The sequence below is a fragment of the Sphingomonas paludis genome, from assembly GCF_053502515.1.
Window position 1 is genome coordinate 1,331,333 of the sequence record NZ_CP187558.1, and the last position, 16,611, is coordinate 1,347,943.

Annotated in this window: 14 protein-coding genes and 1 pseudogene; 6 read left to right on the plus strand and 9 right to left on the minus strand. The window is 66.5% G+C overall.

All coding sequences use genetic code 11. The features are described from left to right. Positions 1-4 precede the first annotated feature (4 nt). Positions 5-514, minus strand: coding sequence for an rRNA maturation RNase YbeY (gene ybeY / locus ACPVPU_RS06470; RefSeq protein ID WP_448660150.1), 510 nt, complete (start codon positions 512-514; stop codon positions 5-7). Then, positions 507-1,505, minus strand: a complete 999-nt coding sequence (locus ACPVPU_RS06475; RefSeq protein WP_448660151.1) for a PhoH family protein — start codon at positions 1,503-1,505, stop codon at positions 507-509. The genes ybeY and ACPVPU_RS06475 overlap by 8 nt, the downstream gene beginning before the upstream one ends. Positions 1,506-1,603: 98 nt before the next feature. Here ACPVPU_RS06475 and ACPVPU_RS06480 point away from each other — a divergent pair, with 98 nt between their 5' ends. Both ACPVPU_RS06480 and ACPVPU_RS06485 read left to right on the plus strand, forming a co-directional pair. Beyond that, positions 1,604-3,727, plus strand: coding sequence for a calcium-binding protein (locus tag ACPVPU_RS06480; protein WP_448660152.1), 2,124 nt, complete (start codon positions 1,604-1,606; stop codon positions 3,725-3,727). Between the two features lie 117 nt (positions 3,728-3,844). Further along, on the plus strand, positions 3,845-5,842 hold the full coding sequence (locus tag ACPVPU_RS06485; protein ID WP_448660153.1) for a calcium-binding protein: 1,998 nt from the start codon (positions 3,845-3,847) through the stop codon (positions 5,840-5,842). A gap of 66 nt (positions 5,843-5,908) precedes the next feature. On the opposite strand, the gene ACPVPU_RS06490 is transcribed toward ACPVPU_RS06485, so the two are convergent. Genes ACPVPU_RS06490 through ACPVPU_RS06520 form a run of 7 tightly spaced genes read right to left on the minus strand, consistent with a single transcriptional unit; the run spans position 5,909 to position 12,610 of the window. Then, positions 5,909-6,523 carry a retropepsin-like aspartic protease family protein gene (locus ACPVPU_RS06490; RefSeq protein ID WP_448660154.1) on the minus strand — a complete coding sequence of 205 codons (615 nt, stop codon included), beginning with the start codon at positions 6,521-6,523 and terminating at the stop codon, positions 5,909-5,911. Positions 6,524-6,574: 51 nt separating this feature from the next. After that, entirely contained in the window at positions 6,575-7,474 is a 900-nt protein-coding gene (locus tag ACPVPU_RS06495; protein ID WP_448660155.1) for an RDD family protein, read from the minus strand. After that, complete coding sequence (locus tag ACPVPU_RS06500) at positions 7,467-8,486, minus strand: stage II sporulation protein M (RefSeq protein ID WP_448660156.1); 1,020 nt, start codon at positions 8,484-8,486, stop codon at positions 7,467-7,469. The genes ACPVPU_RS06495 and ACPVPU_RS06500 overlap by 8 nt, the downstream gene beginning before the upstream one ends. Continuing rightward, positions 8,483-9,748 (minus strand): DUF58 domain-containing protein, encoded by a 1,266-nt coding sequence (locus ACPVPU_RS06505; protein ID WP_448660157.1) that lies wholly within the window; start codon positions 9,746-9,748, stop codon positions 8,483-8,485. The genes ACPVPU_RS06500 and ACPVPU_RS06505 overlap by 4 nt, the downstream gene beginning before the upstream one ends. Beyond that, entirely contained in the window at positions 9,745-10,701 is a 957-nt protein-coding gene (locus tag ACPVPU_RS06510; protein WP_448660158.1) for an AAA family ATPase, read from the minus strand. Before ACPVPU_RS06510 ends, ACPVPU_RS06505 begins: the two co-directional genes overlap by 4 nt. After that, a complete protein-coding gene (locus tag ACPVPU_RS06515; RefSeq protein WP_448660159.1) occupies positions 10,698-11,933 on the minus strand; it encodes a hypothetical protein in 1,236 nt (411 codons plus the stop codon). Before ACPVPU_RS06515 ends, ACPVPU_RS06510 begins: the two co-directional genes overlap by 4 nt. Then, positions 11,933-12,610 (minus strand): DUF4129 domain-containing protein, encoded by a 678-nt coding sequence (locus ACPVPU_RS06520; RefSeq protein ID WP_448660160.1) that lies wholly within the window; start codon positions 12,608-12,610, stop codon positions 11,933-11,935. Before ACPVPU_RS06520 ends, ACPVPU_RS06515 begins: the two co-directional genes overlap by 1 nt. A 171-nt stretch (positions 12,611-12,781) precedes the next feature. Here ACPVPU_RS06520 and ACPVPU_RS06525 point away from each other — a divergent pair, with 171 nt between their 5' ends. The 4 genes and pseudogenes from ACPVPU_RS06525 to ACPVPU_RS06540 all read left to right on the plus strand — a co-directional run. Next, positions 12,782-14,188, plus strand: a complete 1,407-nt coding sequence (locus ACPVPU_RS06525) for an amidohydrolase (protein WP_448660434.1) — start codon at positions 12,782-12,784, stop codon at positions 14,186-14,188. Beyond that, on the plus strand, positions 14,185-15,486 hold the full coding sequence (locus ACPVPU_RS06530; protein WP_448660161.1) for an amidohydrolase family protein: 1,302 nt from the start codon (positions 14,185-14,187) through the stop codon (positions 15,484-15,486). Before ACPVPU_RS06525 ends, ACPVPU_RS06530 begins: the two co-directional genes overlap by 4 nt. A gap of 261 nt (positions 15,487-15,747) precedes the next feature. After that, positions 15,748-16,140, plus strand: a complete 393-nt coding sequence (locus ACPVPU_RS06535) for an NADH:ubiquinone oxidoreductase subunit NDUFA12 (protein WP_448660162.1) — start codon at positions 15,748-15,750, stop codon at positions 16,138-16,140. Between the two features lie 206 nt (positions 16,141-16,346). Next, positions 16,347-16,580 (plus strand): annotated as a pseudogene (locus ACPVPU_RS06540) (DUF2155 domain-containing protein); the annotation flags it as partial. Positions 16,581-16,611: the final 31 nt, after the last annotated feature.

Genomic DNA, 16,611 nt, shown 5'->3' on the forward strand with positions numbered 1-16,611 from the left:
GTCGTCAATCCTCGCGCACGGGGTAGGGATCGTGCAGCCCGAGCGCGGCGAGCGCATCGCGCTCAATCGCCTCCATGGCCTCCGCTTCCGCGTCCCCCTGATGGTCGTAACCCAATAAATGCAGGCAACCGTGAACGATCAAGTGGCTTGCATGATCCTCCAGCGAAATTTCGCGTTCGGCCGCCTCCGCCGCACAGACGCCGTGGGCCAGCACGATGTCGCCCAACAACACCTCGCCATCGTCGCTGTTCTGCGTGACGGTATCGAGCAGATCGGGCTGGATCATCGGAAAGGACAGCACATTGGTCGGCTTGTCCTTTTGCCGATACTGGCGGTTCAGCGTGTGAACCTCTTCATCGGCGGTCAGCCGGATGGCGAGTTCGACCGTCTGCGGCTCGCTGGTCCAGCTGGCATAGGCCGTGCGGGCGAACGCGGCCTGGACGGCGCGGTCGGCCAGCGCCTGCCAGTCGGCATCGGGCCAGGGCTGTTCGACGATGACGGCGTTCTCAAGCATCCGGGCCCTCATAGGCTTCGACAATCCGGCCGACAATGGGATGGCGCACCACGTCGCCGATGCCGAAGCGGACCATGGACAGGCCCTCCACGCCCTCCAGCCGGTCGACCGCGTCGTTCAGGCCGGAGGCGCGGGTGCCGCCGGGCAGATCGGTCTGGTTGGGATCGCCGCACACCACCATCCGGCTGTTCTGGCCGAAACGGGTGAGGAACATCTTCATCTGCATCGGCGTCGTGTTCTGAGCCTCGTCCAGGATGACGAAGGCGTCGGCGAGCGTGCGGCCGCGCATGAAGGCGATGGGCGCGATCTCGATCTCTCCGCTCGCGATGCGCCGCTCGACCTGTTCGGCGGGCAGGCAATCGTTCAGCGCGTCATAGAGCGGGCGGAGATAGGGATCGACCTTGTCCTTCATGTCGCCGGGCAGGAAGCCCAGCTTTTCGCCCGCCTCCACCGCCGGGCGGGAGAGGATCAGCCGCTGCACGCTGCCGGTGATCAGCTGGCTGACCGCCTGTGCCACGGCGATATAGGTCTTGCCCGTGCCCGCCGGGCCGAGGGCGAAGATGATGTCGTTCCGCGTCAATTCGCGCATGTAATGCGCCTGGGTCAGGCTGCGCGGGACGATGGTTTTCTTGCGCGTGCGGATCATGATCGGCGGCGCGCCGTCGGTATCCTGGCGGATGATGCCGGTCAGCGTCGGCTGGCTGGACATGGCGATCACCGCCTCGATCAGGCCGGTATCGACCGATTCGCCGCGGATCACGCGCGATTGCAGCTCAAGGAGGACTTCGCGCGCCTGGGCGACGGCATCGGCCGTCCCCTCGATCCCCACCCGGTCGCCCCGCGCGGTGATATAGACGCCCAGCCGTTCCTCCAGCGCCAGCAGATTGGCATCGAACTCGCCGAACAGGCGCGGCAGCAGTTGCGGCCGATCGAACACCACTTCCGTGCGGCTGCGGTCGCCCGGCTGGGCGGGAACTGGCTTGCGGCTCATGCAATCCTTTCGACGAACGGAGATGGGGCAGGGGCAGCGCATGGACCGGTCGGATCGCATGAGATGATGAGTCGCTGCATCGCGGCCGAATGTGACAGATGCAGCCGGGCGATGACAGAGGCTTTGTCGATGCACGGGCCGACGAACCAATTGACTGGCGGTCCGAATTTTCCAATCCCCTGTCACCGATGGCCAGTTACTGGCAGGTCGATAGTGAAGAGGGGCGTGGCGTGGCGATCATAAGGGGCACCAGCGGAGCGGACGAACTGAGGGGAACCGACGCCGACGACGAGATTTCCGGCGAGGGCGGCAACGACCGGCTGTTCGGCAATGCGGGCAACGACATCTTGCGCGGTGGCGACGGCGACGACGTCGTGAACGACGGCATCGGCAACGACCAGATGTACGGCGATGGCGGTAACGATGTGCTGACCGCCCTTTACGGCAACGACATCCTGTATGGCGGAGACGGCGACGATGTGCTGGAGGGCAGTTTCGAACTGGCCGCCAATGCCGACTTCGCGGCGTTCGGCGTCGGTCCCGACGGGTTCCAGACCAGTTATCTGTACGGCGGGGCGGGCAATGATCGGTTGATCGCGGAATCCACGCTGGCGACGGCGGGCAGCGGATTGCGCCGGACTTACCTGACCGGGGGGACCGGGAACGACACCTATTTCGTCCGGTTCGACGACCAGCGTTATATCTTTGAAAACCCAGGCGAAGGCACCGATACGATCATCCTGCTGTATCGCGCGCTGCAGGGCGAGGCGAGCGTGTTCTACATGCCCGCCAATGTCGAAAACCTTCAGGGTGTGCTGGGCACTCGCACCGTCAACGGCCAGCAACTGCCCGCGGCGATCGTCGGAAACGAGCTGGACAATTTCATCGTCACGGCGGGCGAACTGGGCGGCACCCGTATCTCGACGGGCAACATGACCGTGCTGGGCGGCGGTGGCAACGACACGATATCGTCCGACAACGGCAACGACGTGCTGTTCGGCGAGGCGGGCGACGACCAGCTGAACGGAGCGACGGGGATCGACACGCTGGTCGGCGGGGACGGCAACGACCTGCTCGACCTGTCGTTCATCGCAACCGACATCACCTCGCCGGACGCCCTGTATGGCGGGGCGGGCAACGATGTGTACGGCATCGATCATGCCGGCGACATCGTGTTCGAAAATCCGGGCGAGGGCCGGGACATTGCCCGCGTCCGCATCGAAAATGGCGGCTGGTACGCGCACGACAATCTGGAAGTGATCGAGGCCGCGTCCGCCACGGTCACCTTCCTGGTCGGCAATGCGCTGAACAACGAGATCCGCGGCGCGGGCGGCAACGAACTGCTGCTGGGCGGGGCGGGCAACGACCAGATCGAGGGCAATGCCGGCAACGACGTGCTGTACGGCGAAAATGGCGAGGACATGCTGTTCGGCGGCGTCGGCATCGATTACCTGTTCGGCGGGGCGAGCCGCGATGAACTCTATGGCGGTGCCGGTCCCGATGCGCTGTACGGCGAGGGCGGAGACGATCTGATCGACGGCGGGACGGGGGATTTTTCGACCGACATCCTGGTCGGCGGCGACGGCAACGATCAGCTGGACGGGGCCAGCGGCCTTGGCGAATACGACCTGCTGTACGGCGGGGCAGGCAACGACATCTATACGGTCGACACCCCGGACGACCTGACGTTCGAGGATGCGGGCGGCGGGACGGATACGGTCATCGCCGAAATCGAGGGCGCGGGTTACTATTTGTACGCCAATGTCGAAAACCTGACCCTGCGGGGAAACACGACGTTCGGCGTGGGCAACGAGCAGAACAACCTGATCACGGCACAGGTCAATGCCGGCATCAATGCCGCGCTGCTCGGCGGGGGCGGTGACGACATCCTGACCGGCAACGGCGGTGCCAATGCGCTGTTCGGAGAGGCGGGGAACGACCAGCTGTTCGGGCAGGGCGGCAACGACGTGATGAGCGGCGGGGCGGGCAACGACACGTTCTTCTTCTTCGGGATCAGCGGGATCGACACCATTGTCGATTTCGAAACGGGGCGTGACCGCATTTCGATCAACAATGGCGGCTTCACCAGCTTTGCCGCCATCCAGGGTGCGATGTCGATGAACAATGGCAGCACGGTCATCCAGTTGAATGCCAATGACGTGCTGATCCTGCTGGGCGTTGACATGAACACGCTGGTCGCGGCCGATTTCGGCTATTTCTGACCCATGGCAAAGGGGTGCGGCGGGCCGGGGGGATAGTTCCGCCCCCCGCCGTCCGATTTTTCCAATCCCTGTGTTTCGGCTGCCGATAGGCCTGCCGAATGTGAGTGGAGGCGTTGCGTGGCGATCCTGAGAGGCACTGCCGAAGCGGACCAATTGAACGGCACCAGCGGCGCCGATGAACTGTTCGGCGAGGGTGGCAACGACACGCTGTTCGGCGACGATGGCAACGACGTCATCCGGGGCGGGGACGGCAACGACACGATCGGTGGCGGCGAGGGCAACGACATCCTGTACGGCGATGCCGGGGCGGATACGCTGCTGGCCGGCACGGGCGACGACATCCTGTACGGCGGCGACGGCAACGACATCCTGGAGGGCAGTTTCGAGGTGCCCGCCAATTTCGATTTCGCCTCGCTGGGCCTGCCGCCCGGCGGTTTCCAGACCAGCTATCTGTATGGCGGGGCGGGCAATGACCGGCTGGTCGCCGAATCCACCGTCGGCACCGCGGGCAGCGGCCTGCGCCGGACGATCATGGCGGGCGGGACCGGCGACGACACCTATTTCGTCCGATTCGACGACCAGCGCTATATCTTTGAGAATGCGGGCGAAGGGATGGATACGATCATCCTGATCTATCGCGCGCTGCAGGATGAGCCGAGCATTTTCTATATGCCCGCCAATGTCGAATATCTGTTCGGCGCGCTGGGCACGCGCACGGTGAACGGCACGCGGCTGCCCGCGACCATCGTCGGTAACGAACTGGACAACAGCATCGTGACCAATGGCGAAATCGGCGGGGTGCGTAGCCCGACCGGCAACATGACCATCCTGGGCGGTGCAGGCAATGACAGCATCAGTTCGGATGCGGGCAACGATATCCTGTTCGGAGAAACCGGCGACGATTTCCTGAGCGGGGGCACGGGCATCGACGTGCTGATCGGCGGCGACGGCAATGATTCGCTGGACAACAGCTTCATGCAGGGGGAACCGACATCGATCGACGCCCTGTATGGCGGGTTGGGCAACGACAGCTTCGGCATCGACCATGCCAGCGACATCGTGTTCGAAAATGCGGGAGAGGGCACCGATACCGCGCTGGTTCGCATCCAGGATGGCGGCTGGTATGCATTCGATCACATCGAGAATATCTGGGCCGCGGCGGGCAACAACCGGCTGACCTTTCTGGTGGGCAATGCGCAGGACAACGACATTCGCGGCGGGGGCGGCAACGAGCTGCTGCTGGGCGGCGGCGGCGTGGATACCATCAACGGGAATGACGGCGCCGACGTGATCTACGGCGAGGATGGCGACGATTCGCTGATCGGCGGGGCGGGCATCGATTACCTGTTCGGCGGAGCGGGGCGGGACACCCTGTCCGGCGGGGCGGGTGCGGATGCGCTGTACGGCGAGGCGGGGGACGATTTCCTGGAAGGCGGTTTCCGCGATTTCGCCACCGACATCCTGGTCGGCGGTGACGGCAACGACCGGCTGGGCGGGGCAAGCGGACTGGGCGATTACGACCTGCTCTATGGCGGTGCCGGGGACGACCAATATATCGTCGACAGCCCCGACGACCTGACGTTCGAGGATGCGGGCGGCGGCACCGACAGCGTCGTGGCCGACATCAGCGGGGCCGGATATTATCTCTATGCCAATGTCGAGAACCTGACATTGACCGGCAATACCGCGTTCGGCGTGGGCAACGCATTGAACAACCGGATCGACGCGCAACAGGCGAACGCCAGCGCCAATGCCGCCTTGCTGGGCGGGGCCGGCGACGATCAGCTGATCGGCAATGGCGGCGCGAACGGGTTGTTCGGCGAGGCGGGCGACGATCAGCTGAACGGGTTCGGCGGCAACGATGTGCTGAGCGGCGGAGCGGGGCGGGACATGTTCACCTTCTTCGCCAATGCCGGCATCGACACGATCACCGATTTCGAAACCGGGGTCGACCGGATCGTGCTGGGCAATGGCAGTTTTCAGGGGTTTGCAGCGATCCGTGCCGCCATGTCCATGAACAATGGCAGCACGGTCATCCAGGTGAATGCCACCGATGTCCTGATCCTGCTGGGCATCGACATGAACAGTCTGGTCGCCGCCGATTTCGGGTGGTGAACGGGTCCCGGGGGGGACGGGCGGCGCGGCAGTTCCGGGGGGAGGATGTCGTGCCGCCCAAGCGTTTTACCCAGCCGGGGTCCGGGGAACCAGGATCAGCGTCCGTCCCTCCACCCGCCAGGATTCCAGATCCGACAGAAAGTTCATGCCGATCACGTTGATCCGGCCGAGCGCAGGCGAAATCACGACCGGCAGGTCGCTTGCCTCGATCCCGCCGATCGCCAGCCGGTCGATCCGGCCGGTTTCGGCGGTGACGGACCCGTTTGCGGTTTGCAGGATGACCGGCACCGGGCTCGCCTGACGCACGATGCCGGCCGCGTCCGCCGTGTCGGCGGAAATGGCGGTGATCGTCGCCCCGCTGTCGATCAGCATCCGCCGTTCGATGCCGTTCAGCCGGACCATCGCCCAGAAATGGCCGTCGCGGGCCATGGGGATGCGCACTTCATCGCCCACCACCTGTTGCCGGTCCAGCCCCAGCCCGCGCATCGCCCCGGATAGCGTGGGATCGAACGGTGCCTGCCGCACCAGCAGGAACAGGCAGAGCGCCAGCAGCCCGACCGAGAACAGCGCCCGCAGCACCCGGCCGACATAGGGCAGGTTGAACAACAGGATCAGCAGCGCCGCCGCGCCCAGCGCATACAGGGCCAGTTGCTGCCATTCGGGAGATGGGGACAGGGTCATTGCCGGAATAACCCTGCTTGGCTCGTTTCGATCCTGTTGCGGGCGGGCACGTCAGCGCGTGGCATCGAACTTGTCCGCCTTTCGCTTGCCGAACAATAGCTTGCGTTCCAGTTCCTGGCGAAGCGCGGCGTAATAGGCGTCCAGGAACGCGCGGTCCTGCCGGTCGTCCGGCCGGCCGATCTTGCGCCGGATGGTCGCGGCCACGGTGGTCAGCGCATCGCCATCATCCTGGCGGAGCAGTTGTTCCAGCCGCTGCAACTCATACTGGCCGTAATGGGCGAGTTCGGCCGGGGTGAAGGGGGCAATCGCGGTGGTCGCGGCATCGGTGGCCAGCAATTCCCGGCCGATCTTGCGCCGTTCGCTTTCCACGACCCAGGTCCCGGCGATCAGATCGCCCGCCCGCATCCGATCGCGGTTGAACAGCGGAAAGAACAGGAAGATCAGCGTCCAGCCAAAGCCCAGCATCGCCGCGACGCCCATCGACACGCCGTCGGTATGCGCCGCCGGAATGGCGGCAAGCGCCATGAACAATTCGATTTCGCGGATCATGTTGCGCGCGACCACCGCGCCTGCAGTCAGCCTGCCCCCATCGCGGCTGACGACGCGCAGCTTGAGCAGGCGCTTGCCGGGCGTGGCGGCGCGACGACCCCCTTCGAACAGGATGAAATAGAAATTGCGCAGCAGGAATGCGCCCAGCAGCCAGATGACCAGCACGACGCTTTCCGCGCCCTTGGCCGCGCTGAACCCCGTCAGCACGGACAGCAGGGTAAAGCCGATCAGGATGAGGAGCATGATGATCAGGTCGATCATGAATGCTCCCGCGCGGTTGCCGGCGGTGGCCAGGGTCAGGTTCAGCGCCACGCCCTCTGGCGTGACCAGCCGGCGGATGCGGGCGGTATCGGCGGCGGCACGTGCCAAGCGGCCACGGGCGGGGCGGGCGGCACTAGCCATGCCGACGCCGCCGTCCGGCCAGCGCGAAATAGCCGACCCAGAAGGTGAACATGGCAAGGGCGATGGCAAAGCGGGGCAGGTCCGCCCGGATCAGCTGTCGCCCGAATCCTTCGAGGAGCGCCGCCACCGCCATCATCACGACGACGCCCATCATCACCATCGCGGCCCGCCGCCCGGCCGTCGATGCCGCCGCCAGCCGGGTGCGCTCGCCCGGAAAGGCGACGGCACGGCCGATATGCAGGCCGGCCGCCCCGGCCAGCAAAATGCCGAAAATCTCTGTCGAGCCGTGGATCATCAGCCATCCGGTCAGCCCCCAGCCAAGGCCATGCGGGATATAGGCGGCATAGAATGCCCCCAGCGTCGTGGCGTTCGACGCGATCAGGAACAGGGTGGGGATGCCGAACGCAAAGCCGAGCGCGAAGGCAAAGATCGATACCCGCGCATTGTTGCTGAACAGAAACGCCGCGAACACGTCCAGCCCGCCCTGCTGGGGCGGATCATAGAGGCTGGCGCGCATCGTTTCCGCCGATGCAGACATGTTGCGTTCGTCGGCGAATTGCTGGGGCACCAGCGCTTCGAACCAGGCCGGATCGCCAGCGACCAGGAAATAGCTGGCGATGGCGCTGGCGAAAAACAGCGCGGCGATGATCAGGATTTCGGGCAACAGTGCGCGCACGGCGGACGGCCAGCCATGGCCGAAAAAGCCGGCGATCTGGCGGGTCCAGGGTTCGCGCGTTCCGTACAGCACGAAATAGGCGCGGGTGGACAGCGATTCGAGATAGGCGACCATCGATGCGTCGAGCGATGTTTCGCGCGCCACCGACAGCGCCGACAGGGTGGCGCGGTACAGCCGGGGCAGCTCCATCAGGTCGCCTTGCGCCAGCCGACGGGGCGACCTGCCCTCGACGGTGTCGAGCAACCGTTCCAGCCGGTGCCAGTCCGCTTCCCGTTCGGCCCGGAAATGGCGGCTGGTAAAGACGGGTAGGGCGAGGGGTGCGGGTTCCGTCGTCATGCCCGTTCCCGCATGGCAAGATAGCGTTCGACCAGCGTCAACGGCATGGCGTCCGGCGCGGCTTCGATCACGTCGATGCCGGACCGTTTGAGGCGTTCGACGACGATCCGCCGTTCGCGCAGCAGTGATTGGGCGATCGTTGCGCGCACCACATCGTCGGCGCTGTTCGGCCGCCGATCGACCAGCGTTTCCAGCTCGACGTCACGGAACATGAGGACGAGGACGCGGTGCCGCCGTTTCAGCCGCTGGACCGCGGCGAACATCAGTTCGGCACCGGTCGGATCGGCGGATTCGGTGAACAGGATGACCAGCGACCGCCGTTCCAGCCGCTGGTCCAGCGTGACCAGGGACAGGGTGTAGTTGCTCTCATCCGTGCCGTAATCCAGCGCGGCGGCGGCGCGGTGCAATTCGGTAAAGCCGCGCGCGCCGCCCAGCGTCCCGCTGTCGACGCTGGGCCGGGCGGCAAATCCGAACAGCCGGGCGCGGTCGCCGGATTTCAGCGCGACGAAACCGGCGAGCAGGGCGGCGGAAACCGCCCGGTCGATGCGCGGCAGATCGCCGACCGGATCGCTCATCGCGCGTCCCGCATCGATGGCGAACACCACATTGTTTTCGCGTTCCGGCCGGTATTCGCGGGCTAGCAGGGCATTCATGCGGGCCGATGCCTTCCAGTCGATCGACCGCCTGGCCATGCCCGGCTGGAAATCGGTCAGCGTCTGGAACTCCATTCCGTCTCCCGCTTCCGGGCGAAGGCGATTGCCGGTAAAGCCGGATCGCTGCACCTGACGCATCCCCTGATCGCGCACCGGGGTCAGGTCGGGCAGCACCAGGATCGTCCGGTCGATGGGTCGAATCGTCTGACGCAAGCCAAGGCCCAGCGGCCCGGCGCGGCGTGCCCAGATGCGCCCCAGCCGGGCGGTGCCGCGCCGCACGAAGCGCAACCGCATCGTATCCCGGGCCACCGGTTCGGCAGGCGCCCCGGCCTCTACCGCAAAGCGGGTGCGGCCTGGCCCGTCGCCGCCCTGGATGCGGGGCACAAGGTCGATCTGTTCGCCGACATGCACGGTCGCCGGGGCATCCAGCGCAAACTGCTGTCCGCCAAAGCCGGGGGTGACCAGCCCGTCGAGCAGGGTCAACAGCGCGATGGTCGCCACCCAGGCGAGGCCGATCGTCCAGCCATCGGGGCGAAGCACCCCGATGAGCAACGCGACCGGTGCCGCCGCCAGCACCAGGACGACCGCGCGCTGGGTGGGCAGGATCACCGGGGCGCCTCGACACCATCGACGATGGCGGCAATCACGTCCTCAACCCGGCGCCCGTCGATTTCCGCCGATGGGGAGAGGATCAGCCGATGCCGCATCAGCGCGGGGGCGAGCAACTTCACATCGTCGGGAATCACATAGTCGCGGCCGTCCAGCGCCGCCGCCGCCCGCGCCGCGCTGGCCAGGGCAGAAGCGGCACGCGGGCTGGCCCCGCTGGACAGATCGGGATGGCTGCGCGTCGCACGGATCAGGTCGACGATGTAATCGATCACCGTTTCCTTCAGCGTCACCGTCGATACCGCATCGACGGCGGCGGTGATCGCGGCATGGTCCGCCACCTGGGTGACGCCCGAATCCTCGGCCTTGGGCGTGCCGGTGCGCACGCCATATTGGGCGACGATCGCGCGTTCCGCCGCTGCACTGGGATAATCGACCGCCAGCTTGAACAGGAACCGGTCAAGCTGCGCCTCGGGCAGGGGATAGACGCCCTGCTGCTCGATCGGGTTCTGCGTCGCCACCACGGTGAAGCGGTTGGACAGCGGCTCCGTCTTGCCGTCGATGGTGATGGCGCGTTCCTGCATTGCTTCAAGCAACGCCGCCTGGGTCTTGGGCGGGGTCCGGTTGATTTCGTCGGCCAGCAGCAGTTCGCAGAAGACGGGGCCGCGCGTCAGGTTGAAGGTGGAGGTCTGGAAATTGAACAGGTTCGATCCGATGATGTCGCCGGGCATCAGGTCGGGCGTGAACTGGATGCGGCCGAAATCCAGGCCGAGCGTGCGGGCGAAGCTTTGCGCCAGCAGCGTCTTGGCGGTGCCCGGCGGTCCTTCCAGCAGGATGTGGCCGGCGGAAAACAGGGCGATGGTCATGAACCGGACGATGGCCGATTGATCGACCACCGCCCGTGCCACCTGTTCATCAATCGCTTTGCCCAGATCGCGTACGTCGTCCAAGGTCATCGGGGCAGGTTCCTTCGCCAGTCATAAAGTGCGCGGGCCGTATCGATCAGCTCCGGCTCGGTCCGCGCGGCCAATGCCGCCGCGCGCAGGGTGGAATAGGTCGGTTCGCCGTCGCGGGACAGCGAATCGAGATGCGCATCCAGCGCCTCGCCCGACAGGTGCCGGGGCGGATTGATCCGGCGCAATACGGCATCGCGCACCATGTCGGCATAGGGGGTGCCGCTGGACGTGGTGCGCCCGGCCAGCCGGGTCAGCGCGGCGATGGTATCGATCAGCGCACGCTTGCCCGGCGCGATTGCCCGATCCTCGCGCCGGGGCGGTCCGAAACGATTGGCGGTGGCGATTCCGGCCAGAACCGCAGCGACGATCAGCGCCAGCGTGACCGCCAGGAAGGGCGGCGTGAACATCAGTTTCAGGACGTTGCGTTCGCCCGCTGCATATTGGAGCGTCACGTCGAACGCGATCCCGCCGGGGTCGTCGGGGTGCATCAGGGCCAGCAGCTCAAGCGCCGCCCGGGCATTCTGCCGGCGGCTGAGGCCGAAATTGTTGAACAGGTCGGGATCAGCAGCGACGAACACATTGCGCCCCTTGACCCGCGCGATCAGCGCCGCGCCGCCTTTTGCCGTGACGACCGGCTCCAGCTGGTCGCCGATGATCGTCTGCATCACCCGTTCGGGGGCCACAAACGGGGTGCGCGCCCCGCCCCAGACGGTCTGCACCGCATCCGGCCCGCGCTGGTTGATCGACACCCGCCCGAACAGCGGCGGCAGCATCGCGGTCAGCCGCCGGGTTTCGACCAGCCCGGTGCGCGTCACCCGATCCTGGACCAGCGGGATGCCGGTGACGGTCCATTTGGGCAGGATGACCAGGGTCGGCGCCTCCACCTCCTGATCGTCGTCATCATAGACGATGCGGTTGCCGAGCAGCCTGGCCAGATCCTCCTGACGGGTATCGGCGCGCGGGGTGACGATCAGCAGGTCGGGCGTCGAAACCTGAACCGCACGGCCGATAATCACCTTTTCATAGGGGCCGGTCGCCTCGGTCAGTTCCATCAGCGCATGAAAGCCGATGCCGTTCTTTGCATCGGCGCGCGGCTGAAGCCCGACGGCGCGGTCGATATCGGCGCCGAAGCCGGTCAGCAGGAGCGTGGCGAGGGCGAGTATCGCTCCGCCCACCACCATCAGCACGACGGTGCGGACCGCAAAGGCGGGGGTGGAGGCGCTGTCGGCCATCAGGCGCCCTTCAGCGCGAAACGGGCATAATCGCCGCGCGCCCGCTCCCAATCGGCCGCACCCAGATTGCGACCCGCGAACAGGCTGCGTTCCACCGCCGCGACGATACGGGCGAATACCGGCTGCGCTTCCCCCGGCAGGGCGCGCAGTGCAACGATATCCCGGCTGGTGAAGGACGGGCGGACCAGTTCGCCCCGCCAGCGCTGAATATCCTCGATGCTGCGGTGAAGCAGAAGCCGGACCGCCTCGTCAAAACGGCCCTCCGCCGCCAACGCGTCGGCGTCGCCGAGCAGCCGGCGGGCTTCGTCGGCCGTCGGGGTCCAGGCAGGGGGCGGCGAATCCGGTTTCGGCCGTCGCCGCAGCAGTCCGATCAACCGTTCGCGCAGCGAAGGCACCGTCAGCCAGATCACCAGCGCGATCAGGATCGCCAGGATCACCCAGAACAGCCAGGACCAGACCGGCCCTGCCCACCCGACGAATTCACCCACCCCCCTGAGCAGCCGCAACAGCCATTCGGGAAACTGGGGCGGCTCCACCTCGCGCAACGGCAGGTCGAACTGGATGCTGCTGTCGCCGCGGACGCGGGCATAGGCATCGTCGAAACGGGCGGGATCGGGAAAGGGGGCGGGCGTTGCCGGGGCGGCTGGCGTCGCCACCGAAGCGCTGCTGGCGGTCATCGACCCCTCGATCCTCCGGCCGCGCGACCATCGCGCCTGCCCGTCCAAGCCCTTGGAGCAAATGAGCGATTTACACGCAATGCTTTTCGCGCCAGCTTTGCCGCATCGACCCGGCAATGGGGAATGCATGGCCGGGAACAGGGAGATTACAGGGTGAAGAAACTGACGCTGATGCGCGTCACGGCGGCGTTCGTCGCCTGCGCGCTGGCGGGGCCGGCCATTGCCGCCGACCGCGAGAAAAAGGGGGACGGGGACAAGAAGGGCGGCGAGAGCTATGCCCGCGATCCGTTTCCTTCCACCTACAAGCCCTATCCGGGCGTGCCGACCCTGATCGTCAACGCGACGGTGCTGGATGGAGAGGGGCAGCAGATCGACGGGGGCGCGGTGCTGTTTGCCGATGGCAAGATCGTCGCGGTCGCGCCCAATGCCGCCGCGCTGACCGTGCCTGCGGGCACGACGACCATCGATGCGGCGGGCAAATGGGTGACGCCCGGCATCATCGACGTGCACAGCCATCTGGGCGATTATCCCAGCCCCGGCGTGGACGCGCATTCCGACGGCAACGAAGCGACCGGCCCGGTGACGGCGGATGTGTGGGCCGAACATTCGGTGTGGCCGCAGGACCCCGGCTTTTCGCGCGCACTGGCCAATGGCGGCGTGACCGCGCTGCAGATCCTGCCCGGTTCCGCCAATTTGATGGGCGGACGGTCGGTGACGCTGAAGAACGTCTATGCCCGCACGGTGCAGGGCATGAAGTTCCCGGGCGCGCCATACGGCCTGAAAATGGCGTGCGGCGAAAATCCCAAGCGCGTCTATGGATCGCGCGGCCGCCAGCCGTCGACGCGAATGGGCAATGTCGCGGTCGATCGCCAGACCTGGGCCAAGGCGCGGGAATATGACCGCAAATGGGATAAATATGAAAAGGATGGCGGCGAGCCGCCCGCGCGCGACATCGGCATGGACACGCTGCGCGGCGTGCTGGACGGCGAGATCATCGTCCACAATCATTGCTACCGCGCCGACGAGATGGCCATCGTGCTCGATATGGCGCGGGAGTTCGGCTACAAGCTGGGCACCTTCCACCACGCGGTCGAGGCGTACAAGATCGGCGACCTGTTAAGGGAACGCGACGCCTGTGCCGCGGTCTGGGCCGATTGGTGGGGCTTCAAGATGGAAAGCTATGACATGGTGCCGGAAAACCTGGCGCTGGTCGATCGCGCGGGTGCGTGCGCGATGATCCATTCGGACGACGCGAACGGCATCCAGCGGCTGAACCAGGAAGTCGCCAAGGTGCTGGCCGACGCCAAGCGGGCGGGCATGGATTATAGCAAGGCGCAGGCATGGCGATGGCTGTCGCTGCATCCGGCAAAGGCGATGGGCATCGACCAGATGACCGGAAGCCTGGTGGCCGGAAAGATGGCGGATGTGGTGCTGTGGAACGGCGATCCGTTCAGCGTCTATACCCGGCCCGAGCGGGTCTGGATCGACGGCGCGCTGATGTTCGACGCCAACAATCCCGCGCTTCGTCCGGTATCCGATTTCGAGCTGGGCCAGCCCGGCGAGGGAGACGTGAAATGATCGCCCGCCTGTTCCTGTCGGCGGCGGCGCTTGCCTTCGCCCTTCCCGCCGCTGCGCAGAGCGTGGCGATCACCAATGCCAAGCTGGTCACCGGCGACGGGTCCGGCCCGGTCGAGGGCGGCACCGTCGTCATCCAGAATGGCCGCGTCGTCGCCGCCGGGGCAGGCGTTGCCGCGCCTGCGGGCGTGCGCACCATCGATGCCGGCGGCAAATGGGTGACGCCCGGCCTAGTCGCGGGCTTTACCCGCATGGGCATTGTCGAGGTGGATGCGGTGCGCGGCACCAACGATGCCAGCGCCGGCAATTCGCCGTTCAATGCCGCGCTGGACGTCGCCCCGGCGGTGAACCCCAAAACGGGGGCGATCCAGCTGAACCGGGCGGAGGGGATCACGCGGGCAGTGGTCGCCCCCGACAATGGCGGATCGATCTTTGCCGGGCAGGGGGCGGTCATCGACCTGGCCACCGACGTGAACCCGATCACCAAGGCGCAGGCATTCCAGTTCATGGAATATGGGGAGGCAGGTGCCCGTGCCGCAGGCGGCAGCCGCCCGGCGGCGCTGGCGATGCTGCGCAACACCCTGTTCGAGGTAAAGGCCTATGCCGCCAATCCGGGGGCCTATCTGGACCGGGGCAAGGAGGCGCTGCTCACCCGCGCGGATGCCGAGGCGCTGGTGCCCGTCCTGAACGGTCGCCAGAAGCTGATGGTGCATGTCGAGCGTGCATCCGACATGCTGACGCTGATCGCGCTGAAGCGGGAGTTCCCGACGCTGGACCTGGTGTTCGTCGGCGCGAGCGAGGGCTGGACGGTCGCGCGCGAGATCGCGGCGGCGAATATTCCGGTGATGGCCAGCGCGCTCAACGACCTGCCCGACACGTTCGAGCAGCTCGCCGCGACCCAGTCCAATGTCGGCCGGATGGCGGCGGCCGGCGTCAGGGTCGGCATCGGCATGATCAACGACAACGAGGCGCGCCAGGCGCATCTGGCCAAGCAATATGCCGGCAATCTGGTCGCGCTGAACAAGGTGCCGGGGGCGACGGGGCTGAGCTGGGGCCAGGCATTCGCCGCGATCAGCTCCGGCCCGGCAGCGGTGCTGGGGCTGAGCGATATCGGTTCGCTTGCGCCCGGCAAGCGCGGCGATGTGGTGATCTGGGACGGCGATCCGCTGGAAATCGGATCGGCGGCGCAGGCGGTCTATATCGACGGGGTCGAACAGCCGCTGGTGAACCGGCAGACCCGCCTGTTCAGGCGTTATGCCCAGCCGCAGGAAGGCGCGCTGCCCAAGGCGTATGAGCGGTAAGGCCTTTGTGGCTGACCCCGGCTAACGGCCGGGGCGGCGGGGACCGGGTTGGACGCTGATACGCGTCAATCCTCCCCTGGATGGGGAGGGGGACCATGCGAAGCATGGTGGAGGGGTGATGCGCTATCAATGGCGCAATACCCCTCCGTCAGCGCTACGCGCTGCCGCCTCCCCTTGCAGGGGAGGAACTTGGCGGGGCATTTTTCATCGCTCGGTCGCTCCCCGGTTGTCGCCGCCGCGCGACCGGGCTAAGCGGCGCTTATGGGTATGCTCGGTTCGATCTTCACCTGGTGGAATGGCGCCACCTTTGGCACGCATATGGGCCTGCGCGGCAAGAAGCGCGTGGGCGAGGATGCGCTCGGCAACATCTATTATCAGGGCGGACGCGATACCGCCGGAAATCCGCGCCGCTGGGTAATCTATTCGGGGGCCAATGATTCCAGCCGGGTGCCGCCCGAATGGTTCAGCTGGCTGCACCATCAGATCGAGGGCACGCCCGACGAATCGCTGCCGCCGGTGCGCGCGTTCGAGAAGCCGGCCACCCCGAACCTGACCGGCACTGGTGCTGCCTATCGTCCGGCCGGTGCGCTGGAGGCGGGCGGCCGCCGCGCCCGTTCGGTGGGCGATTACGAAGCATGGACGCCGGACGCTTGAACCGTCGCTGGCTTGCCGCCGGGCTTGGCGGACTGGTGCTGATCGGCGGTGCCGGTGCCGCGACCTGGTATCTCTGGCCGCAGGCGGCGAAGGAATCGGTCGAGGGCGACGCCGCGCGCAAGGGCACGGACGGACTGGATGCCGCGCGCACCGATGTGGTGACCATGGCCAGCGCGCAGAGCCGCGATACGGCAGGCGCCACGCCGATGAACCAGCGGGTCGCCGTGCTGGGCCTGTTGAACAAGCGGAACGGCGAGACGCGGGACATCACGCTGAAGCCCGGTCAGGCGGTCCGCGCCGGGCCGGTGATCGTCCGCCTGCGCGCCTGCGAGGTGACGGCACCGTGGGAGCCGGACCAGTATACCGGCGCCTTTGTCCAGCTGGACGTCCAGAATAACGACGGCAAATGGGGCCGCGCCTTTTCAGGCTGGCTGTTCAAGGAGCGTCCGGCGCTGAACGTCGTTCAGCATC